The following is a 22,133-nucleotide window of genomic DNA, read 5'->3' as shown; positions in this document are numbered from 1 at the left end:
TTTCCTTCCCTTAAGCCGCATCGCGCTTGGCGTCGTTGCGATAAGCCGCTATCGCATCGATCAAGGCTTGAAGAATCTCGGCACTCTCGCCGATCACCGACAGGTCGGCCCGTTTGATCATGTCGCAACCTGGGTCGAGGTTGATCGCCACCACCTTGTCGCAGGCACCGATGCCTTGCAGGTGCTGGATCGCCCCGGAAATCCCCACCGCCACATAGACCCGCGCAGTGACCCACGTGCCGGACGCGCCGACCTGACGGTCACGGGCCATGAAGCCATCGTCGACCGCCACACGGGATGCGCCTTCGGTGGCACCCAACGCTTCGGCAGTCCTGTGGAAAAGTCCCCAGTCCTTGACGCCGTTGCCGCCGGAGAAGATGAACTCGGCTTCGGCCATCGGAATTGCCGCCGGATCCACGGCCACAGCGCCCAGATCCTCGATCCGCGACAGGCTGCGTGCCACGGTTGTGGATAACTCCACCGGCAAGGCTTCATGACGGGTTTCGCTTACCGGCTCGGCGCATTCGGCGGCAGCCAGAATCAAGCGTGCGACCGGACGCGCAAGGTCTTGCAACCCGGCACCGGCGCGGCCGATGCATTCCTGATCCTTGACCTGCCAGACCCGCGTGGCCGGGCGTTCGCCCAGTGCAGCGGCAAAGCGCCGACCGAGTTCGCCGCCACCGCTGCGGCTGTCCGGCAGCAGCCAGTGACGCGGGCTGAACTGGTTATCCACAGCCCGCAGGCCCTGGACACGTTGCTCCGGTGCATAACCACTGAATTCGTCGCCTTCGAGCACCAGCAAGCGATCGACGCCGGCGGTGGCAAAGGCGTTTTCCTTGTGTTCGCCGAAGACCACGGCCAACACCGCGCCGTCCTTGCCGGCCAACTGGTGGGCCAGGCCAAGCAAATCCTTGTCGTGGCTGCTCAAGCGGCCGCCGACCATGTCCGGCACCACACTGATGTAAAACGCAGGTGCTGGCACTTGATGCAGCGGCAATTGCACTTCAACAGCCGCCGAGCGTTTGGTTGCCCCGCCCTGCTGCGCGCCGCTGCGGTCGATGCGCTTGATGCCGTTGGGACCGATAAAGCCGATGCCATGCGGGTTCTTGCGAATGATGCCGTTCGGCCCCATCCAGCTGTGTTGCGCCGGCTGCATGGCCGCGTGCAGCGGGTGCAGGCGGTTACGGGCAATCCATTCGGCGCGGGGGTCGCGGCGGATAATGTCGCTCATCAGTGGGCCTCCGCAGGTTCACGTTGGGCCGGTGTGGACGGTTTGCTTGGCGCTGCGTCTTCAAGCAGTGCGTCCGCCACCAGCTCGGCGATGTCCTTGATCAACGGCCGCGGTTCGACCACGCCTTCGAGCATCGCGGTGCATTGTGGACAACCCACGGCCACCAGTTCGGCGCCGGTTTCGCGGATGTCTTCCATTCGCATATCGGGGATCCGCTGCTTGCCCGGAATATCGGTGATCGGCGCGCCGCCACCGCCGCCGCAGCAGCGTGAACGGAAACCGGAGCGTTGCATCTCTTTCACTTCAATCCCGAGGGCGCGCAGCACTTCACGCGGTGCCTCGTATTCGCCGTTGTAGCGACCGAGGTAGCACGGGTCGTGATAGGTCACGCTGCTGCCTTTGTGCTGACCGAGATTGAGCGCGCCGGCGTCGATGATTTCCGCCATGTAGGTGCTGTGGTGCTGCACCAGGTAGTTGCCGTCGAAGGCGCCGTACTCATTTTTCAGCACGTGGAAACTGTGCGGGTCGCAGGTGACGATGCGGTTGAAGCTGTACTTGGCCAGGGTCTGGATGTTGCGTTTGGCCAGCAACTGGAAGGTCGCTTCATCGCCCAGACGTCGGGCCACGTCACCGCTATCGCGTTCTTCGAGACCCAGTACCGCGAAGTCGACCTTGGCCGCTTTCAGCACTTTGACGAAGGCACGCAAGGTGCGCTGGTTGCGCATGTCGAAGGCGCCGTCGCCGACCCAGAACAACACGTCGGTGGATTTCTTCTCGCTGAGCAGATTGAGGTTCAAATCCGCCGCCCAGTTCATCCGCCCGCCCGGTGCGAAACCGCCAGGGTTGTCGGTGGCAATCAGGTTTTCCAGGACTTCGGCGCCCTTGTTCGGGGTCGCGCCTTTTTCCAGGGTCAGATGGCGACGCATGTCGACGATGGCATCGACGTGCTCGATCATCATCGGGCATTCCTCGACACAGGCACGGCAGGTGGTGCAGGACCACAGCGTTTCGGCGTCCACCAGACCGTTGACGATCGGTTGATGCGGGTTGCCCGCGTGTTCGCCGATGGCTTTGCCCGGATAGGGGCTGCCAGCGAACTTGGCGTCAGTGCCACCAGCGAGGCCGACAACCATGTCCTGAATCAGCTTTTTCGGGTTCAGCGGCTGGCCGGCGGCGAACGCCGGGCACGCGGCTTCACATTTACCGCATTGCACACAGGCGTCGAAACCGAGCAGTTGGTTCCAGGTAAAATCCTTGGGTTTTTCCACGCCCAGCGGTGCGCTTGGATCGTTCAGGTCGAGCGGTTTCAAACCGGTGGAACGACCACCGCCAAAACGTTCGGCGCGACGGTGCCAGGCCAGGTGCAGCGCACCGGCGAAGGCGTGCTTCATCGGCCCGCCCCAGGTCATGCCGAAGAACAACTCGCTGACGCCCCACAGCACGCCGATCCCGAGGATCGCTGCCACCACCCAACCGCCGAAATTCTCCGGAAGGATGCCAGCGACCGGCAGAGTCAACAGGAAGAAGCTCGCCGAGAACGCCAGCAAGCTTTTCGGCAGGCGCATCCACGGCCCTTTGGACAGGCGAGCCGGCGGGTTGCGACGACGCAGGTACACAAAGATCGCACCGACGAACATCACCACTGTCATCAACAACAGCGCGTAACCGAGGATGCGGTTATGCAGGCCGAAACCGTGCACCAGAATCGCCAGCACGATGGACGCCACCGCACCACCGGCCGTGGCCACGTGGGTGTTGGCGATGTATTTGTCCCGCGCGACAACATGGTGCAAATCGACCATGTAGCGCTTGGGCATGGCGAACAGGCCACCGATCAGGTCGACCTTGGAGGCTCGGCCCCGGCGCCACATAGCCACCCGCCGCAACGCGCCGAGGACAGCAAGGCCCAGGGCAGCGAACAACAGGATTGGAAGAAGGGTGTTCAACATAGGTGTTGCTCCCAAAGACCTCGGGGTCTTGCATGGGCCTTGTAGGAGCCGGCTTGCTGGCGATTCAGACGCCTCGGTGAATCAGGCAGTCCGCGTTATCGTTCATCGCCAGCAAGCCGGCTCCTACAGGAGGTTGGCTTAGAAATCCTTGCACAGCCGCAGCGCGTCGTAGATCGCCGCGTGCACGTTACGCTGGGCCACGCAGTCGCCGATGCGGAACAGCAGGTAGCCGTCACCACTCTGCTCAAGGCATGGCTGCGGCTTGATCGCGAACAAGGCTTCGACGTCGATCTGGCCTTTGTTACGCGAGCCGTCCTTCAGCGCGTAGTAGATTTCTTCGTCCGGGCGCACGCCGTTTTCCACGACCACCTGGTCGACCACCCGCTCCTCTTTGGCGCCGGTGTATTCGTTTTCCAGCACCGCCACCAGCTTGTCGCCTTCGCGGTAGACCTTCTCCAGCATCATGTCGCCGGTCATGATCACTTCTTTCGGGTACATGCTGCGGTAGTAAGTCGGGAACGACGTACCGCCAATCGCGACCCCGGGCTTGATGTCGTCAGTGACGATCTCGACCTGGCTGCCCTTGTCGGCGAGGAAGTCGGCAGTCGACATCCCGGTGAACTCGCAAATCGTGTCGTAGACCAGCACGTTCTTGCCCGGCGCGACCTTGCCGTCGAGCACGTCCCAGCTGCTGACCACCAGGCCTTCAGCCGCGCCCCAGTGTTCGTTCTGCTCAAGGAACGGATGACCGCCGACAGCCAGCACCACCACATCCGGACGCAGGTCCATGATGGTCGGTGCATCAGCCGCAGTGCCCAGGCGCAGGTCGACTTTCAACCGTGCCAGTTCCAGCTGATACCAGCGGGTGATACCGGCGATCTGGTCACGCTGCGGCGCTTTCGACGCCGTGGTGATCTGCCCGCCAATGAATTCCTTTTTCTCGAACAGGGTCACGTCGTGGCCACGTTCGGCGGCCACGCGGGCGGCTTCCATCCCGGCAGGACCGGCACCGACCACCACCACCTTGCGTTTCACGCCGGTGGTTTTTTCGATGATGTGCGGCAGGCCCATGTATTCACGGGAGGTCGCCGCGTTCTGGATGCACAACACATCCAGGCCTTGATACTGACGGTCGATGCAGTAGTTCGCGCCGACGCATTGTTTGATCTGGTCGATCTGGCCCATCTTGATCTTGGCGATCAGGTGCGGGTCAGCGATGTGTGCGCGGGTCATGCCGACCATGTCGACGTAACCGCCTTCCAGAATACGGGTCGCCTGGTTCGGGTCCTTGATGTTCTGTGCGTGCAGCACCGGAACCTTGACCACTTCCTTGATGCCGGCCGCCAGGTGCAGGAACGGCTCCGGCGGGTAGCTCATGTTCGGAATCACGTTGGCCAGGGTGTTGTGGGTGTCGCAACCCGAACCCACGACGCCGATGAAATCGAGCATGCCGGTGTCGTCGTAATACTTGGCGATCTGCTTCATGTCCTCGTGGGACAGGCCATCCGGGTGGAACTCGTCACCGCACAGACGTATGCCCACGCAGAAATCGTCACCGACCTCGGCGCGCACGGCTTTCAACACTTCCAGACCGAATTTCATGCGGCCTTCGAAGCTGCCGCCCCATTCGTCGGTACGCTTGTTGACCCGCGGGCTCCAGAACTGGTCGATCATGTGTTGGTGCACGGCCGACAGCTCGACACCGTCCAGGCCACCGGCCTTGGCACGACGGGCCGCTTGGGCGTAGTTGCCGATCACCCGCCAGATTTCTTCCGGCTCGATGGTTTTGCAGGTGGCGCGGTGCACCGGTTCACGGATACCGGACGGCGACATCAGCGTCGGCCAGTTGAAACCGTCCCAGCGCGAGCGCCGGCCCATGTGGGTAATCTGAATCATGATCTTGGCGCCGTGCTTGTGCATGGCGTCGGCCAGATTCTGGAAGTGCGGAATAATGCGGTCGGTGGACAGGTTCACCGAACTCCACCACTCCTGCGGGCTGTCGATAGCCACCACGGACGAACCGCCGCAAATCGCCAGGCCGATCCCGCCCTTGGCTTTCTCTTCGTAATACTTGACGTACCGATCGGTGGTCATGCCGCCGTCGGTCGCGTAGACCTCGGCATGCGCGGTGCTGAGCACGCGGTTACGGATGGTCAGTTTGCCGATCTGGATCGGCTGGAACATTGCTTCGAAAGCCATGGCGGGTTCCTCGACTTACAACGGCTTGACGGTGAACAAACCGTCGTCGTGGCCTTCTTCGGAGCCACCGTAGACTTGTTCGGCAACGGTGCGAATCTTGCTGCCGCGGGCTTGCAGAATCTGGTCCATGGCACCGGCAAACCAGCCAGTGAACATGTAGTCGACCTTGCGCCCGACCTTGCCGTACACATAGACGAACGCCGAGTGTTCAAGCTTGACGCTGGCGGTGCCTTTGTCGAGGTCGATGTCCTGGATCTTGAACAGGCCCCAGCCGCGTTGCGACAGGCGCTTCATGTAGTGCTCGAACACCGCGACGCCTTCCAGGCCGTGGCATTCAGCTTCTTTTTCACACCAGTGCCAGGCGGATTTGTAGCCGGCCTTATAGAGAATTTCGGCGTAGGCGTCGGCGCCCAGCACTTCCTCGATGCCCATGTGGTTGTTGACGAAGAAATGACGCGGCACGTACAGCATCGGCAGGGCGTCGGAGGTCCAGACACCGGTTTCGCTGTCGACTTCGATAGGCAATTGCGGGGCGATCTTGGCCATGGAAACTTAACTCCAGAAAAATTTTGGTGTTGCCCCCGGCACGGATGGCCGGGGGAAAGAATTCAGAGGTGCGGCGGCTTATTCGCCCCAGACATCTTTCAAGACGTTGACCCAGTTCTCGCCCATGATCTTGCGGACCACGCGCTCGGAATGGCCGCGCTGGAGCAGGGTTTCGGTCAGGTTCGGGAACTCGCCGACGGTGCGGATGCCCAGCGGGTTGATGATCTTGCCGAAGCTGGTCAGACGGCGGGCGTAGCCCTTGTCATGGGTCAGGTATTCGAAGAAATCCTGGCCATGGCCCTGGGTGAAGTCGGTGCCGATGCCGATGGCGTCTTCGCCGACGATGTTCATGGTGTATTCGATGGCTTCGGCGTAGTCGTCGATGGTCGAATCGATGCCCTTGGCGAGGAACGGCGCGAACATGGTCACGCCGACGAAACCGCCGTGGTCGGCGATGAACTTCAGTTCTTCATCGGATTTGTTGCGCGGGTGAATTTTCAGACCCGACGGCAGGCAATGGGAGTAGCAGACCGGTTTCTTCGATTCGAGGATGACTTCTTCGGAAGTCTTGGAACCGACGTGGGACAGGTCGCACATGACCCCGACGCGGTTCATCTCGGCAACGATTTCGCGACCGAAGCCCGACAGGCCGCCATCACGCTCGTAGCAACCGGTACCGACCAGGTTCTGGGTGTTGTAGCACATCTGCACGATACCGACGCCGAGCTGCTTGAACACCTCGACATAGCCGATCTGGTCTTCGAAGGCGTGAGCATTCTGGAAGCCGAACAGGATGCCGGTCTTGCCCTGCTCCTTGGCTTTGCGGATGTCGGCGGTGGTGCGAACCGGAATCACCAGGTCGCTGTTCTCGCGGATCAGCTTCTGGCTGGCGGCGATGTTGTTGACGGTGGCCTGAAAGCCCTCCCACACCGACACGGTGCAGTTGGCCGCGGTCAAACCGCCCTTGCGCATGTCTTCAAACAGCTCGCGGTTCCACTTGGCAATAATCAGCCCGTCGATAACGATGCTGTCGGCGTGCAATTCGGCTGGGCTCATCAGGCTGTCCCCTATTAGCGATTCATGCGCCGAATCGTGTGCCGGCGCTTTGGGGCCAGCATATGCCTGAGCACCGGTGCAGCCGGGTGCAAAAACGACAGGGGGTTTGCCGAAAGCGTCAATCTGCGACAAAGGGTCGTCGTTGAACGTCGCGGGCCACCTGTTCAAGGGCTTGCGCATGGGCCAGAATTCGGCGCATTACGGAATTTGGGCCAAAAAAGGGGCTGAGGCGCAATGAAATCGATCTTACTGGCAATGGCACTGATAGCGACCGGCGTACAGGCGGCTGAAGAGTCCGACATCAACCCCTGCGATGCAGTCGAAAACGACGTCCAGACCCTGGAATGCTCGGTCTACAGCCGAACCACCGCCGAAGACCTGCTCAAAGACAACTACCAGAGCCTGACCGAGCGCATGCAAACGCTCTACGGCAAGAACCCGACACAACTGGCCGACATCACCGCCAAACTCAAGGCCGCCCAGCAGCAATGGCTGAAGACCCGGGATGCGGATTGCACAGTTGAAGCGTTTCCGGCGACCAGCGGCAGCAAGGCATTCACCATTGCGCAGAACGATTGCGTGGCGCGGATGAGTGATGAGCGGTCGGAGTTTTTGGAGTCGATTGGGCAGGAGTGAGGCGTTAGAGCGCCTGCCATACTGACTCAAGAGCGGTCAGCAGTTTATTGCTCGCCGTTTTATCTATTTCCAGATCGGCGCAACAGACACTCCAATCGGAAAAAGCGTCCAGCGTCTGTTCGATGTAGCGTTCGGGCTCAAGGAAACTGAATGGTTTGCACACCTCAAAAAGTGCTTTGCGTGTGGGTTTTCCTCTCCCCGCGAATGCCGTGGTGTGCTCGTTGCCGCGCCCTGCCGTACTGGAAAAGGTCAGATCGTAAGCCGGAGCCATTCTCCAGCCGTCCTTGTCGCCAAAAAACGAGAAATTCTTCGCGTGATCGTCATGGTTATGAGCGAGAGCGTTAAAGATCATCAATCGGGCCATTTTCTCGACTTCGGTCGCATCCTTGGTCATTGCCCAGGTCGCTCGCAACAAATCACTGTAATCAAGGCTTGGCGCACGGAAGTCGGCATATAGAATCGCCGCAGCAGTCAGCATGTGGCGCTTGGCGCCTGCTTCTCGATCGAAGCGTTTTGTGGCGAAGAACCGCTCGATCCCCTTGGTGGTCTCTACCTGAAACAGTTTCGACTCGGAAACTTCGATCCCTGCCCGATGGGCTATCAAAGCATAAGCCCGCTCAATGGCGCCGCTGTCATGATGCTCCTCTTCACAGCGAAACTTGATCAGCCAGCGCTCATAATCCTCGGGCATTTCGCCAAATGACGAAACGGCGCGACGCTTGTCTGGCGATAGACCGATAACCACTTTGGGTCGAGCGCCACCGGGGGAACCACCAGCCAGCCGTAACGATGTGATGACCTCGTCGGTGCTGCCGGAAAGTATGGTTTGTGATGCCTCATAAAGGGCGGCCAGATCAAGCTCTTCGTCCGCCTCAACGGTTTCGAACATCGGCACATATTCAAGCGCGCCCATGCTTCGATTGCCCATGTAGGCCAGACGATCCAGCGGGCCGATTGCGTGCCGCTCGATGCTCAACCGGGTTCGGAAAAATCGATCCATGAGCAGCAATCCCCAGCCATCGGGCAACGAATCGCTGAAGGCACCGTGCAGGCCGTCGAACAGCTGTGGATCGGCCGCTCTCTGGGGTTTGACCGAGAAATCCATATGAAACGGCGCAAGGTTGAAACCTTTCACCAACCAGCCCGGATCATAAGAAAAGAACACACCTTGCCGAGGAATCGCGACCAGTTCGCCGACTCGTGATCCTTGAAGCATGACGCTAAGGGCATTGACGGATTTCATTGTCGGCCACGAGCCCTTTCGTAGTTTTTCAGATCCTGAAGCGTCAGCGTCTGGGTAGAGGCGAACAAATTCGTCAACGGCTCCTCTGCCCCCAAGCAAGTCGCGATCAGCAGCAACCCATCCAGAGAGATCTTCCCGGTCGTCTCAAAGCGTTTGATGTTCGACTCGGGGACGCCTGACTTTTGGGCGAGCGTGCGCCGCGAAAGGTTTTTGCTGAGCCTCAGACGCTTTGCATTCCCGGCAATCTGTAAAGCGATCTCTCCGGGGGAATAGAGGATATGAGTAAGGGCCATGAGTCGACCTCAAGAGGAATGTGAGCAAGTGTAGCAGCGCCAGAAATTCGTTATTTTTTAAAGGCTATATTTTATCCGTTAAAATCAATACAAATATTTAAAGGTCAATATTAAGTCCTTTATAAAAATCAGATATCACACCAAGATAAATTTCGGGACTAAAAAACAAGTTTCCTACAAACCTGACTGACTGTACCTACAGCATTCCGCCACCTCGGAGCCGACCCTTCAGTCGGGGCAACATCCCGACATGCTTCGTTAATTGGCCGAGGTGAAAATATAAGCAAAGATTCGCAAATCTTATAAAAGACTTATATTCTCCCATGAACAGCATTCACTGGACTCGAAAGGCCGTAAAGCAGCTTTTGAAATTGCATTCCGCTCACCAGATCCAGGTTCGTGATGCCGTCGCGGCGCTAACAGGCATGCCTGATACAGGCAATGTCAAAGCGCTCATCGGTCATGACTATGCCTATCGACTTCGAGTGGGTAACTATCGAGTCATGTTCGACTGGGATGGCGCAATCAAAGTGGTCAGTATTCAAGAGGTCAAAAAACGTGATGAGCGCACCTACTGACGTTCAAATTATCAATGATGCAGACGGAAACCCCGCGTTCGTGGTTATTCCTTACGCGCAGTACGTGGCGCAAAAAATCGAGCCCGACCTGATCCCTCACGAAGTGGTCAGTCGTATCGTCGATGGTGCAACACCGATTCGTGCCTGGCGCGAACACTTGAACCTTACACAGGATGAAGTGGCCAAACGTATGGGCATTTCTCAACCGGCTTTTGCCCAGCAGGAGACCGTCGCGAAGCCTCGCAAGGCCACTCGCGAGAGAATTGCTGCAGCTTTTCGCATCACGGCCAGTCAACTTGAGCTGTAGGCTGCACACAACCATTTGGGAAAGGGATCGAAATGAAAATCTGCGGCATCGAAATCAAAGGCAGCGAAGCGATCATCGCCGTGGCCTCCCTCGACGATCAGGTGCTAAGCCACGTCGCGCTGAACACCAAGAAAATCGCCCTCGACGATGACGACGAAGCCGCCAACGTGAAAGTCTTTGCCGCTCAGGTCGCATCGTTTGTACGCGAGAATTCCATAGACCGGATCGCGATCAAGAAGCGCAGCAAGAAAGGCGAATTCGCTGGTGGGCCGACCACGTTCAAGATCGAGGGCGTTTTTCAGTTGCTGGAGAATTGCGAGGTGATTCTGCTGTCACCGCAGACGATCAATGCGCAGAACAAAAAGTTTGATTTTGAGCTGCCGGGGACGTTGAACAAGTATCAGCATGAGGCTTACAAAGCCGCTTGTTCGGCACTGATGAAAAAGTAAACGCGACACGACCTGTAGGAGCGAGGCTTGCCCGCGAAGGCGGAGTGTCAAACGACGGTGATTTCGATTGAGGCGGCCTCTTCGCGGGCAAGCCTCGCTCCTACAGGATTCGGTTTTTTCAGTTGGTAGAGTCAGGCTTTCTGGGTTTGTCGGCGGTCTTCCCGTGGACACCGCTCAAACTTCGCCCGATAACTACGGGTGAAGTACGACGGCGACTCAAACCCGCACGCAATGCTCACTTCCAGCACACTCATATCGGTCTGCCGCAGCAACTGCCGCGCCTTCTCCAGCCTTAACCGCAGGTAGAAATTGCTCGGTGTGTCGTTCAAATGCAACCTGAACAACCGCTCCAGCTGCCGCCGCGTCACCTTGATCGACTCCGCCAGCTCCAGCGTGGTCAGCGGTGGTTCGCTGTGTTGTTCCATCTCGCCGATCACGTGAACGAGCTTCTTGTTGCTGATGCCATAGCGCGTGGCGACTTCCATGCGCTGGTGGTCTTTGCGCGGGCGGATGCGGCCAAGCACGAATTGTTCGCTGACCTGGATCGCCAGATCCGGGCCGTGGGCCTGGGCGATGAGGTCGAGCATCAGGTCGATGGAGGCAGTGCCACCGGCCGAGGTGATGCGCCGACGGTCGATCTCGAACAGCTCCTGAGTGACGCTGAGCTGTGGATAAGATTCCTTGAACGCGTCGATGGCTTCCCAGTGCAGGGTCAGGCGATGCCCATCAAGTAAGCCGGCCTCGGCGAGGACGAAGCTGCCGGTGTCGATGGCGCCGAGGGTCACGCCTTCGTTGTCCAGCCGGCGCAGCCAGTGCTCCAGCGCCGGTGTGGCGAATTTCAACGGTTCGAACCCAGCGACCACCAATAGGATCGCGCCTTTCTTCAGCGGTTCCAGTGCTGCATCGGCGTTGACCGACATGCCGTTACTGGCCAGCACCGCCCCGCCATCCGCACTCAGCACATGCCAGCGATACAGCTCGCCGCGAAAGCGATTGGCGACCCGCAACGGCTCGATGGCCGAGATGAAACCGATGGCCGAGAAACCCGGCATCAACATGAAGTAGAAATCCTGGGACATGGAGCGCACTCGATTCGCGGGTAACGAGAGGGAGGGGAGCGTGTGCTGTTGATACGCCACTTGCGAGCGGCATTCAAGTGGACAGGTCGCTGCAGTGCAAGAGCTGGTCGCCGCAGTGCGTTTTCATGGGCGCTTAGCTGCGTAACTTGGCATCACCGGCACACAAAGATGACCGGACCCACAATAACGAACTGCCGAGGAAACCTGAGATGAAACGACTGATCAGCAGCTGTGTTCTTGCACTCAGCGGTACCGCTTTCCTGAGCGCCAGCGTCATGGCCGCCGAACCTGCATCGTGCCAGAACGTACGCATGGGCGTCGTGAACTGGACCGACGTGATCGCCACCAGCGCCATGACCCAGGTCTTGCTCGATGGCCTCGGCTACAACACCAAACAAACCAGCGCCTCCCAGCAAATCATTTTCGCCGGGATCCGCGACCAGCGCCTGGACCTGTTCCTGGGCTACTGGAACCCGCTGATGACTCAAACCATCACGCCGTTCGTCGATGGCAAGCAGGTCAAAGTGCTTGAGGCGCCCAGCCTGAAAGACGCCCGCGCCACCCTCGCGGTTCCGACTTACCTCGCTGACAAGGGCCTGAAAACCTTCGCCGACATCGCCAAATTCGAGAAAGAGCTGGGCGGCAAGATCTACGGCATCGAGCCAGGCTCGGGCGCCAACACACAGATCAAAGAGATGATCGCCAAGAACCAGTTCGGTCTCGGCAAATTCCAGCTGGTTGAGTCCAGCGAAGCCGGAATGCTGTCGGCGGTGACCCGGGCGACCAAACGCAACGAAGCCATCGTGTTCTTCGGCTGGGCGCCGCACCCGATGAACGTCAACGTGAAGATGACCTACCTCACCGGCAGCGACGACGCCCTGGGCCCGAACGAAGGCATGGCGACTGTCTGGACCGTCACCTCGCCGACCTACGCCGAGCAATGCCCGAACATCGGCCGCTTGCTGAGCAACCTGACCTACACCGCCGAAGACGAGAGCCGGATGATGCAGCCGCTGCTGGATCACAAGGACGCCTTCGAATCGGCCAAGCAATGGTTGAAAGATCACCCGCAAGACAAGCAGCGCTGGCTGGAAGGTGTAACCACTTTCGATGGCAAACCAGCGGCTGAAAACCTGCAACTCACCAGCAAATAGCTCTTCAGTAAACAGACCCGAACCGAACCACCGATTCGCAGCCCGACCGGGCTGCGAACGGGACCACCACGCCTGCAAGGAACCACCTCATGAACCACGACGTCATCATCACCTGCGCACTTACCGGTGCTGGCGACACGACCAGCAAAAGCCCACACGTGCCGGTCACCCCGAAACAAATCGCCGCTGCCGCCGTGGAAGCCGCCAAGGCCGGCGCAACCGTGGTCCATTGCCACGTTCGCAACCCGCAAACCGGCAAATTCAGCCGTGACGTGGCGCTGTACCGCGAAGTGATGGAGCGCATCCGCGAAGCTGACGTCGACATCATCGTCAACCTCACCGCCGGCATGGGCGGCGACCTGGAAATCGGCGCTGGCGAGAACCCGATGGAGTTCGGCCCGAACACCGATCTGGTCGGCCCGCTGACCCGTCTGGCCCACGTCGAAGAACTGCTGCCGGAAATCTGCACCCTCGATTGCGGCACCCTGAACTTCGGCGACGGCGACACCATTTACGTCTCCACCCCGGCGCAGCTGCGTGCAGGCGCCAAACGCATTCAAGAGCTGGGCGTGAAAGCCGAGCTGGAAATTTTCGACACCGGTCACCTGTGGTTCGCCAAGCAGATGATCAAGGAAGGCCTGCTCGACGACCCGCTGTTCCAGCTGTGCCTGGGCATCCCGTGGGGCGCACCGGCTGACACCACCACCATGAAAGCCATGGTCGACAACCTGCCGGCAAATGCCGTGTGGGCCGGGTTCGGCATCGGTCGCATGCAAATGCCGATGGCCGCGCAAGCGGTGCTGCTGGGCGGCAACGTGCGGGTCGGTCTGGAAGACAACATCTGGCTGGACAAGGGCGTGTTGGCGACCAATGGCCAACTGGTCGAACGCGCCTCGGAAATCCTCAGCCGCCTCGGCGCCCGGGTTCTGACACCGGCTGAGGGCCGGGCAAAAATGGGCCTGACCAAGCGCGGCTGAATCCGAATCACCCTTTCCCCTGTGGGAGCGAGACCGGCTTGCCGGCGATGACGTCGGTACATCCGACGCATTATCTGCGGCAGTAACACCGCCATCGCGAGCAGGCTCGCTCCCACATTTTTTGAGCCAAATTCAGGAAGTTGCCATGACCTTCATCACCGAAATCAAAACCTTCGCCGCCCTGGGCAGCGGTGTCATCGGCAGCGGCTGGGTGTCCCGCGCCCTCGCCCACGGCCTTGATGTTGTGGCCTGGGACCCGGCACCCGGCGCTGAAGCCGCGCTGCGCAAACGCGTCGCCAATGCCTGGGGCGCACTGGAGAAACAAGGCCTGGCACCCGGCGCGTCGCAGGATCGCCTGCGCTTTGTCGCAACCATCGAAGAGTGTGTTCGCGATGCCGATTTCATCCAGGAAAGCGCCCCTGAACGCCTGGAGCTGAAGCTGGAACTGCACAGCAAAATCAGCGCCGCAGCCAAACCAAATGCTCTGATCGGTTCCAGCACCTCGGGCCTGTTGCCGAGCGAGTTCTACGAGAGCTCGACCCACCCGGAACGCTGCGTCGTCGGTCACCCGTTCAACCCGGTTTACCTGCTGCCATTGGTGGAAGTGGTCGGCGGCAAGAACACTGCGCCGGAAGCAGTACAAGCGGCCATGAAAGTCTACGAATCCTTGGGCATGCGCCCGCTGCACGTGCGCAAGGAAGTGCCAGGGTTCATCGCCGACCGTTTGCTCGAAGCGCTGTGGCGTGAGGCCCTGCACCTGGTCAACGACGGTGTGGCGACCACCGGTGAAATCGACGATGCGATTCGCTTTGGCGCGGGTCTGCGCTGGTCGTTCATGGGCACGTTTTTGACCTACACCCTGGCGGGTGGCGACGCGGGCATGCGCCATTTCATGGCACAGTTCGGGCCGGCATTGCAGTTGCCGTGGACGTATCTGCCGGCGCCGGAGCTGACCGACAAGCTGATTGATGATGTGGTGGACGGCACCAGCGATCAGTTGGGCAAACACAGCATTTCGGCGCTGGAGCGCTATCGTGATGACTGCCTGCTGGCGGTGCTGGAGGCGGTGAAGACCACCAAAGAGAAGCATGGGATGGCGTTCGCCGACTAAACCCCGCCGCGCCCTGTAGGAGCCGGCTTGCTGGCGATCGGATCGACGCGGTGTTTCAGAGTGACCGCGTTATCGTTCATCGCCAGCAAGCCGGCTCCTACAGGTTCTCGTTACCTCAGGAACTGATCGCATGCCTGCTCTTACGACTTACAGCACCAAAATCATCCCCGACTGGGTCGACTACAACGGCCACCTGCGCGACGCGTTTTACCTGCTGATTTTCAGCTACGCCACCGACGCACTGATGGACCGGCTGGGCATGGACAGCAACAACCGCGAAGCCAGCGGCAATTCGCTGTTCACCCTCGAACTGCACCTCAATTACCTGCATGAAGTGAAGCTCGACACCGACGTAGAAGTGCACACCCAGATCATCGCTCACGACAGTAAACGCCTGCACCTCTATCACAGCCTGCACCTGGTCGGTGACGACAAAGAGCTGGCGGGCAACGAGCAGATGTTGCTGCACGTCGACCTCGCCGGTCCCCGCTCCACGCCGTTCAGCGAAGACACGCTGGGCAAGCTGCAAGCCATCGTTGCGCAACAAACCGACCTGCCCACCCCTGACTACATTGGCCGAGTGATCGCGTTACCCCCAAAAAAATAACAAGGAGATCGCCATGAACACCGCCGCCGCTTTTGCTGACTTCCGTACTTATCCGTTGATCAGCGCGCTGAGTGGCGTGCAGGCCCTGACGGATCGCGTTCTCGTGAAATGGGCCGATGACCGTGTCAGCCCCTTCCATCACCAGTGGTTGCGTGACAACTGCCCTTGCCCGCAGTGCGTCTACACGGTGACCCGTGAGCAAGTGCTGGAAATCGTCGACGTTGCGCAAGACCTGATGCCCGCAGAGACAAGCGTCGACCCTGAAGGTTGCCTCTGCATCCAGTGGCAGGACGGTCACCTCAGCCGCTTCGATCCGGGCTGGTTGCGGGCCCACGCCTATGACGACGAGTCCCGCGCCGAACGCCGCGCCGCAAAGCCAAAATCCCGTCTGTGGAAAAGCGACTTGTCACTGCCGGTGTTCGATTATCAAGCGCTGATGGACGACAACGACGCCTTGTTGCAATGGCTGTTGGCGGTGCGCGATATCGGCCTGACGCAAGTGCGCGGCGTGCCCACCGAACCCGGCTCGTTGAAGCTGATTGCCCAGCGGATTTCCTTCATCCGCGAGAGCAATTTCGGTGTGCTGTTCAACGTGCAATCCAAGGCCGATGCCGACAGCAACGCCTACACCGCTTTCAACCTGCCGTTGCACAGCGACTTGCCGACGCGGGAGTTGCAACCGGGGCTGCAATTTCTGCATTGCCTGGTCAATGACGCCGACGGTGGCGAGAGTATTTTCGTCGACGGTTTTGCCATCGCCCAAGCGCTGCGCGAGGAAGATCCCGAATCGTTCAAGGCCCTGTGTGAAATCCCCGTGGAGTTTCGAAACAAGGACCGTCACAGCGACTATCGCTGCCTCGCGCCGGTCATCGCCCTGGATGCACTGGGGCAGGTGTCTGAAATTCGTATGGCGAACTTTTTACGCGGGCCGTTCGATGCGTCGGTGGAGGAGATGCCCAGGTTGTACCGCGCTTATCGACGGTTTATTGCGATGACTCGCGAGGGGCGGTTCAGGCTGATGCAACGGCTCAACCCCGGGGAGATGTGGTGCTTCGACAATCGCCGCACGTTGCATGCGCGTAATGCGTTTGATCCTGCCACGGGAGCACGGCATTTCCAGGGGTGCTATGTCGATCGGGATGAGTTGTTGTCGCGGATCCTGGTTTTACAACGCTAGACCGCGTCATCGTTCATCGCGAGCAGGCTCGCTCCTACAGGGTTAGCGTGGCTTCTGTAGGAGCGAGGCTTGCCCGCGAAGGCGTCAGCGCAGACACCCCCTATTCCCCGGATGCACAGGCAAAAAAAACCCCGATCAAGCCGTGACAGGATCGGGGCAGAGGTGGGTACTGTTGAGGAGCCGTTGCGCGAGGGTGACCAAACCTTCGTGAAGCCAGCTGAATCCAGTGTGCCCACTCCTATCCTTCGCGAGTTAGCCGAAAACGACCTGTTCATAGGTATTGCGGCCATTGCGACAAATCGTCCTTGCCGATGCCAACGGCCCCTACGAGAATCGAACCACGACACCGTTCCCTGAAGAAGGATTGCGTCATGATGCACGCCGATTTGATTGACCAGGAAGACCTGTTGGGCCAGCTGAAATCGTTGGGCTTTCAAGTACCGATCGGCTCAACAGCCGAGCAGGCTTGCGAGTGTGCGGTGAGGGGTTTGAACGATGAACGGGCGATGACACTGCGGACCATGGTCAAACAGATGTACACCAGCAGCGCGACGATCCTGCCGGCAGTGCGTCAGGCCATCGACAAGCAGCTGCTGCCGGCATTGGCTGAATACCAACAAAGCCGCCGCGCCTGACGCGTCGGCGGTTTGCTAGAGTGATCGCTTCCTGACCACCACGAGCGATCACCGATGTTCCGAATCCAACACTGCCAGTCCGGCGAACAAGCGGGCTGGCTGCCTTTGCGCCAGGCACTCTGGCCTGATGCTTCGGAACAGGAGCATCGGGACGAAATCGCCGAACAGCTGCGTCAGCCGCAACGCTATATCAACTTCGTCGCCTACGACGCGGGTGAACAGCCCGTCGGCCTGGCCGAAGCCTCATTGCGCCACGACTACGTCAATGGCACCGACAGCTCGCCGGTGGTGTTCCTGGAAGGTATCTACGTGGTGCCGCAGCAGCGCCGCCATGGAGTGGCCGCACGACTGATCGAACACGTTGCGCTATGGGGACGGGAACGCGGTTGCGTGGAAATGGCCTCGGACACCGACGTCGATAACCTGCCGAGCCAGGAGACGCACAAGGCGCTCGGTTTCGAGGAAACCGAGCGCGTCGTGTTTTTCAGGCGTCAGCTCTGATCAGAGCCGTACGCTGGCGAAGGTCGACTCGTTGCGTGCCTGACTCAACGCCGACAACGGCCCGGACAACGGCGACAGCACCAACGCTTGCGGCAGCGGCATCATCGCCACTTGTTGCGTGGTATTGGAGCCTACGCGCTCGTCACGCGGTGGAATGCCGAAGTATTCGCGGTAGCACTTGGAGAAGTGCGGCGTGGACACGAAGCCGCACACCGACGCCACTTCGATGATCGACATCGGCGTTTGCTTGAGCAACTGCCGGGCACGGATCAGGCGCAGTTTCAGGTAGTAACGCGACGGCGAGCAGTGCAGGTATTTCTGGAACAACCGCTCGAGTTGCCGACGTGACACGGCGACGTACACCGCCAGTTCGTCGAGGTCGATCGGCTCTTCGAGGTTGGCCTCCATCAGCGCGACGATTTCCTGCAACTTCGGCTGGTTGGTGCCGAGCATGTGCTTGAGCGGCACACGCTGGTGATCCTGTTCGTTGCGGATACGCTCGTAGACGAACATCTCCGAAATCGCCGCCGACAGTTCACGCCCGTGATCACGGCTGATCAGGTGCAGCATCATGTCCAGTGGCGCGGTGCCGCCGGAGCTGGTGAAACGGTTACGGTCGAGGGTGAACAGGCGGGTACTCATCGCCACACGCGGGAAAGCTTCCTGCATCGAGGCCAGGCATTCCCAGTGCACGCTGCAATCGAAACCGTCCAGCAGGCCGGCGCAGGCCAGGGCCCAACTGCCGGTGCAGACCGCACCCAGACGCTTGGATTGACGCGCCTGGCTTTGCAGCCATGACACGTGTTCGCGAGTTACCGTACGCTGAATACCGATACCGCCGCAGACAATGATGGTGTCCATGGGAGGTGCTTTGTGCATGGAGGCGTCGGGGGTGATCTGCAGACCGTCACTGGCCCAGACCTGACCGCCATCGACGGTGAGCGTGGTCCAGCGATACAGCTCGCGACCGGACAATTGGTTGGCCATTCGCAGGGGTTCTACGGCGGAGGCCAGAGAAATAAGCGTGAAATTGTCCAGCAGCAGAAAGCCGATGGATTGAGGCGCACGGTTCTGGGGTTGAGCCCCGGAGTTGAACGTCGTCATCGCGGTATCTCCTCACACAAAGCAGGTGATGGCCTCAGGCGGAGGCTCTTGTTATTGCCATCGTTCTCGCGTGGGAGACGGGCTTTGTAATGACAGAGCAATTGCCATGCCTAAAATTGAATACGCGTTCAATAACTCCTGAAAACGACGTCGCAGCCTGTCTATATAAGCCGCGTCACGAGTAGGGGTTATAAGTGGCATTCACAGGGGCAAGCGCTCTGCCGTGTTGCGTGTGAGCAAATCGGTAGCACTTGTGGGAACAGGCCTGCGACGACTTCGGAAAGAGTGTCACCGCAGGCACAGGGGACGGACGGTCAGGGCCAGGTTGGATCCCTGACGTGTTGCAATGCACTTATCTGTAAGCGACGCGCCAAAACGTGGCGCGTTTTCAATCCGGTGTTCACTTAGTGCGCAGTTTTGACTGGTCTGACGTTTTTTGTAGGAGCCGGCTTGCTGGCGATGGCATCACCGCGGTTAATCAGCCACACCGCGTTGTACGGATCGCCAGCAAGCCGGCTCCTACAGGGTCAGCCGACTCAGCACTCAACCGCGCTAACCGCCAACCCGCCCCGCGATGTCTCTTTATATTTGTCATGCATATCCGCCCCGGTATCTCGCATGGTGCGGATCACCCGGTCCAGCGAAATAAAGTGCTGGCCGTCACCACGCAACGCCATCTGCGCCGCGTTGATCGCTTTCACCGCGGCAATCGCGTTGCGCTCGATGCACGGCACCTGCACCAACCCGCCGACCGGGTCGCAGGTCAGGCCGAGGTTGTGTTCCAGGCCGATTTCCGCCGCGTTGCACAACTGCTCCGGCGTGGCGCCGAGAATCTCCGCCAACCCGGCCGCCGCCATCGCGCAAGCCGATCCGACTTCGCCCTGGCAACCGACTTCCGCGCCGGAGATAGAGGCGTTCTTCTTGCACAGAATCCCCACCGCCGCGGCACCGAGGAAATAGTCGACCACGTTGGCGTCCGTCACCACCTCGCTGAACTTCATGAAGTAGTGCAACACCGCCGGAATGATCCCCGCCGCGCCATTGGTAGGCGCCGTGACCATGCGCCCGCCGGCCGCGTTTTCTTCGTTGACCGCGAGGGCGAACAGGTTGACCCATTCCATCGCGCTCAGGGTCGAGCCGATGACGTTGGGCTTGTTCAGTTCCTGCAGGCTGCGGTGCAATTTGGCCGCGCGACGGCGCACGTTCAGGCCACCCGGCAGGATGCCTTCGTGCTTGAGGCCTTGCTCGACGCAATCTTGCATGGCCCGCCAGAGTTTCATCAGGCCGGCACGGATTTCGTCTTCGCTGCGCCAGACCTTTTCGTTGGCCATCATCAATTCGGCCACGCGCAGGTTGTGCTTCTGGCAGAGGCTGAGCAGCTCGGCGGCGCTGGAGAAATCGTACGGCAACACCGTGCGATCCAGATCCACCACACCGCTGGAAGCTTGTGCTTCATCGACGACAAAGCCGCCGCCGACGGAATAGTAGGTGTCGCGATGCAACTCGCCGTCATCGCCTTCGGCGACCAGGGTCATGGCGTTCGGATGGAACGGCAGGTTTTCGTCGATCAGGCGCATGTCCCGCGCCCAGATGAACGGCACCGGCAAGCGGCCATCCAGCAACAGGGTGTGGGTTTCGCGCAGGGTTTCAATGCGGATGCCGATTTGCGACGGGTCGATCGCGTCCGGCCATTCGCCCATCAGCCCCATGATCACCGCGTTGTCGCTGCCGTGCCCAATGCCGGTGGCCGACAACGAGCCATAAAGCTGGACCTCGACACGCCGCACTTGCTCCAAAAGCCCCTGTTCACGCAAACCTTGCACGAACAGTGCCGCGGCGCGCATCGGCCCCACGGTGTGCGAACTGGAAGGGCCGATGCCGATTTTGAACAGGTCGAAAACGCTGATAGCCATTACTGCCGAACTCCTGGATATGCCAACTCCGGGCGCAAAAGCGCCCGGTGACGGAGCTGCTACGCTCAAGCTGCAATCCGCCGGTATGGCTGCATCATCAGGCTTTTACCGTGTCGCTCGACGTCCAGTACCGACGCACTCTTGTCCACCAGCGCCGTGTGCGTTTTACGCTGCTTTTTCGCCGTTTTTTTGCGGCTCAGGTGGGCAAACGGGGCTGAAAAAATCTGTAAACGACGTCACCGACACTGGATGCGACCATCCCTGTACTGGATACGACGCACCCTGTAGGCGTCAGATTTTCACTGGTACATGATCGTATCGACTCGATTGCAAGGCGCCGTGGTAGAGATGTCTCCAAAACGCCATCCAACCGCAACCTATAAGTGCGGTGGTCCACAGTCGGAACACTGCCAAAAAAAACACCAAGGAGTCCATCCATGAAAGGTTCCCCGTCGTTGTTGTTGGCCGCCATGCTGAGTCTGCCGTTACTGGCTCAAGCCGCAGAACCCGCTCAGTGCAGTACCGTAAACTTCTCCGATGTCGGCTGGACTGACATTACTGTCACCACCGCCACCACCAGCGTCGTGCTCGATGCCCTGGGCTACAAAACCAAAACCACAATGATTTCCGTGCCGGTGACCTACAAGTCGCTGGCCGACGGCAAGAACATGGACGTATTCCTGGGTAACTGGATGCCGACCATGGAAAACGACATCAAGGCCTACCGCGACGCCGGCACCGTGGACACCCTGCGTGCCAACCTCGAAAACGCAAAATACACACTCGCCGTCCCGGAAGAGTTGTATAACAAAGGTCTGAAAGATTTCGCCGACATCGCCAAGTTCAAGAAAGAACTCGACGGCAAGATTTATGGCATCGAACCGGGTAACGACGGCAACCGTCTGATCCAGAGCATGATCGACAAAGACGCCTTCGGCTTGAAAGCCGCCGGTTTCAAGGTGGTCGAATCCAGCGAAGCCGGCATGCTCTCGCAAGTCGATCGCGCCCAGCGCCGCAACACCGCCGTGGTGTTCCTGGGCTGGGAACCGCACCCGATGAACACACGATTCAAGATGAAGTACCTGACTGGCGGCGACGAGTTCTTCGGCCCCAACTTTGGTCAGGCGACCATCTTCACTAATACCCGCAAGGGTTATGCCCAGGAATGCAGCAACGTTGGACAGTTGCTGAAAAACCTGGTGTTCACCCTCGACATGGAAAGCACGCTGATGGGCAACGTCCTGGACGACAAAATGAAGCCTGACGCGGCCGCCAAGGCCTGGCTGAAGAAGAATCCACAGGTGCTCGATACCTGGCTCGCTGGCGTGACCACCATTGACGGTAAACCAGGCCTGGAGGCCGTTAAAGCCAAGCTCGCGCAGCCTTGA

At 59.7% G+C, this 22,133-nt stretch carries 22 protein-coding genes; 12 read left to right on the top strand and 10 right to left on the bottom strand.

Going from position 1 to position 22,133, the window contains the following annotated elements:
- Nucleotides 1-10 precede the first annotated feature (10 nt).
- From IB254_RS06205 to IB254_RS06185, 5 genes are all read right to left on the bottom strand, one after another.
- Nucleotides 11-1,231: an electron transfer flavoprotein subunit alpha/FixB family protein gene (locus tag IB254_RS06205; protein ID WP_192416771.1), complete on the bottom strand. Its 1,221-nt coding sequence runs from the start codon at nt 1,229-1,231 to the stop codon at nt 11-13.
- Nucleotides 1,231-3,180, bottom strand: coding sequence for a dimethylglycine demethylation protein DgcB (gene dgcB / locus IB254_RS06200; protein WP_192227589.1), 1,950 nt, complete (start codon nt 3,178-3,180; stop codon nt 1,231-1,233). The genes IB254_RS06205 and dgcB overlap by 1 nt, the downstream gene beginning before the upstream one ends.
- A 138-nt stretch (nt 3,181-3,318) precedes the next feature.
- Nucleotides 3,319-5,379, bottom strand: coding sequence for a dimethylglycine demethylation protein DgcA (gene dgcA, locus IB254_RS06195; protein WP_192416770.1), 2,061 nt, complete (start codon nt 5,377-5,379; stop codon nt 3,319-3,321).
- Nucleotides 5,380-5,394: 15 nt separating this feature from the next.
- On the bottom strand, nt 5,395-5,925 hold the full coding sequence (locus IB254_RS06190) for a DUF5943 domain-containing protein (RefSeq protein WP_008033249.1): 531 nt from the start codon (nt 5,923-5,925) through the stop codon (nt 5,395-5,397).
- Between the two features lie 78 nt (nt 5,926-6,003).
- On the bottom strand, nt 6,004-6,981 hold the full coding sequence (locus tag IB254_RS06185; RefSeq protein ID WP_192416769.1) for a dipeptidase: 978 nt from the start codon (nt 6,979-6,981) through the stop codon (nt 6,004-6,006).
- Between the two features lie 234 nt (nt 6,982-7,215).
- On the opposite strand from IB254_RS06185, the gene IB254_RS06180 reads away from it, so the two are divergent.
- On the top strand, nt 7,216-7,617 hold the full coding sequence (locus tag IB254_RS06180; protein WP_192416768.1) for a lysozyme inhibitor LprI family protein: 402 nt from the start codon (nt 7,216-7,218) through the stop codon (nt 7,615-7,617).
- A gap of 4 nt (nt 7,618-7,621) precedes the next feature.
- Here IB254_RS06180 and IB254_RS06175 read toward each other — a convergent pair whose 3' ends face one another.
- Nucleotides 7,622-8,860, bottom strand: coding sequence for a type II toxin-antitoxin system HipA family toxin (locus tag IB254_RS06175; RefSeq protein WP_192416767.1), 1,239 nt, complete (start codon nt 8,858-8,860; stop codon nt 7,622-7,624).
- The gene (locus tag IB254_RS06170) at nt 8,857-9,153 is read right to left on the bottom strand and encodes a helix-turn-helix domain-containing protein (RefSeq protein ID WP_192416766.1); all 297 of its coding nucleotides are present in this window, start codon (nt 9,151-9,153) and stop codon (nt 8,857-8,859) included. Before IB254_RS06170 ends, IB254_RS06175 begins: the two co-directional genes overlap by 4 nt.
- A 323-nt stretch (nt 9,154-9,476) precedes the next feature.
- Here IB254_RS06170 and IB254_RS06165 point away from each other — a divergent pair, with 323 nt between their 5' ends.
- The 3 genes from IB254_RS06165 to IB254_RS06155 are packed head-to-tail and all read left to right on the top strand — an operon-like array spanning nt 9,477 to nt 10,487.
- Nucleotides 9,477-9,731, top strand: coding sequence for a type II toxin-antitoxin system RelE family toxin (locus IB254_RS06165; RefSeq protein ID WP_192416765.1), 255 nt, complete (start codon nt 9,477-9,479; stop codon nt 9,729-9,731).
- Nucleotides 9,715-10,038, top strand: a complete 324-nt coding sequence (locus IB254_RS06160) for a helix-turn-helix domain-containing protein (protein WP_192416764.1) — start codon at nt 9,715-9,717, stop codon at nt 10,036-10,038. The genes IB254_RS06165 and IB254_RS06160 overlap by 17 nt, the downstream gene beginning before the upstream one ends.
- Nucleotides 10,039-10,070: 32 nt before the next feature.
- On the top strand, nt 10,071-10,487 hold the full coding sequence (locus IB254_RS06155; protein ID WP_192416763.1) for a DUF3010 family protein: 417 nt from the start codon (nt 10,071-10,073) through the stop codon (nt 10,485-10,487).
- A gap of 131 nt (nt 10,488-10,618) precedes the next feature.
- Here IB254_RS06155 and IB254_RS06150 read toward each other — a convergent pair whose 3' ends face one another.
- The gene (locus IB254_RS06150) at nt 10,619-11,566 is read right to left on the bottom strand and encodes a GlxA family transcriptional regulator (protein WP_192416762.1); all 948 of its coding nucleotides are present in this window, start codon (nt 11,564-11,566) and stop codon (nt 10,619-10,621) included.
- 209 nt (nt 11,567-11,775) lie between these two features.
- Here IB254_RS06150 and IB254_RS06145 point away from each other — a divergent pair, with 209 nt between their 5' ends.
- The 7 genes from IB254_RS06145 (at nt 11,776) to aac(6') (ending at nt 17,728) form a co-directional block, all read left to right on the top strand.
- Nucleotides 11,776-12,720, top strand: a complete 945-nt coding sequence (locus tag IB254_RS06145) for a choline ABC transporter substrate-binding protein (protein WP_008033257.1) — start codon at nt 11,776-11,778, stop codon at nt 12,718-12,720.
- A gap of 89 nt (nt 12,721-12,809) precedes the next feature.
- The gene (locus IB254_RS06140; protein WP_008033258.1) at nt 12,810-13,697 is read left to right on the top strand and encodes a 3-keto-5-aminohexanoate cleavage protein; all 888 of its coding nucleotides are present in this window, start codon (nt 12,810-12,812) and stop codon (nt 13,695-13,697) included.
- 145 nt (nt 13,698-13,842) lie between these two features.
- On the top strand, nt 13,843-14,808 hold the full coding sequence (locus tag IB254_RS06135) for an L-carnitine dehydrogenase (RefSeq protein ID WP_008044808.1): 966 nt from the start codon (nt 13,843-13,845) through the stop codon (nt 14,806-14,808).
- A 130-nt stretch (nt 14,809-14,938) separates the two neighbouring features.
- On the top strand, nt 14,939-15,415 hold the full coding sequence (locus tag IB254_RS06130) for a thioesterase family protein (protein ID WP_192416761.1): 477 nt from the start codon (nt 14,939-14,941) through the stop codon (nt 15,413-15,415).
- Between the two features lie 13 nt (nt 15,416-15,428).
- On the top strand, nt 15,429-16,592 hold the full coding sequence (locus IB254_RS06125; protein ID WP_192416760.1) for a gamma-butyrobetaine dioxygenase: 1,164 nt from the start codon (nt 15,429-15,431) through the stop codon (nt 16,590-16,592).
- 371 nt (nt 16,593-16,963) lie between these two features.
- Complete coding sequence (locus IB254_RS06120; RefSeq protein WP_192416759.1) at nt 16,964-17,227, top strand: hypothetical protein; 264 nt, start codon at nt 16,964-16,966, stop codon at nt 17,225-17,227.
- Nucleotides 17,228-17,281: 54 nt separating this feature from the next.
- On the top strand, nt 17,282-17,728 hold the full coding sequence (gene aac(6'), locus IB254_RS06115; RefSeq protein ID WP_192416758.1) for an aminoglycoside 6'-N-acetyltransferase: 447 nt from the start codon (nt 17,282-17,284) through the stop codon (nt 17,726-17,728).
- On the opposite strand, the gene IB254_RS06110 is transcribed toward aac(6'), so the two are convergent.
- Both IB254_RS06110 and IB254_RS06105 read right to left on the bottom strand, forming a co-directional pair.
- On the bottom strand, nt 17,729-18,832 hold the full coding sequence (locus IB254_RS06110; RefSeq protein ID WP_192416757.1) for a GlxA family transcriptional regulator: 1,104 nt from the start codon (nt 18,830-18,832) through the stop codon (nt 17,729-17,731).
- A gap of 536 nt (nt 18,833-19,368) precedes the next feature.
- A complete protein-coding gene (locus IB254_RS06105) occupies nt 19,369-20,745 on the bottom strand; it encodes an L-serine ammonia-lyase (protein ID WP_192416756.1) in 1,377 nt (458 codons plus the stop codon).
- 437 nt (nt 20,746-21,182) lie between these two features.
- On the opposite strand from IB254_RS06105, the gene IB254_RS06100 reads away from it, so the two are divergent.
- A complete protein-coding gene (locus IB254_RS06100) occupies nt 21,183-22,133 on the top strand; it encodes a choline ABC transporter substrate-binding protein (RefSeq protein WP_008044795.1) in 951 nt (316 codons plus the stop codon).

This window comes from Pseudomonas sp. PDM03, assembly GCF_014852385.1.
GTDB classification, from domain to species: Bacteria; Pseudomonadota; Gammaproteobacteria; order Pseudomonadales; family Pseudomonadaceae; genus Aquipseudomonas; species Aquipseudomonas migulae.
This window is presented reverse-complemented; position numbering and strand designations above follow the sequence as displayed.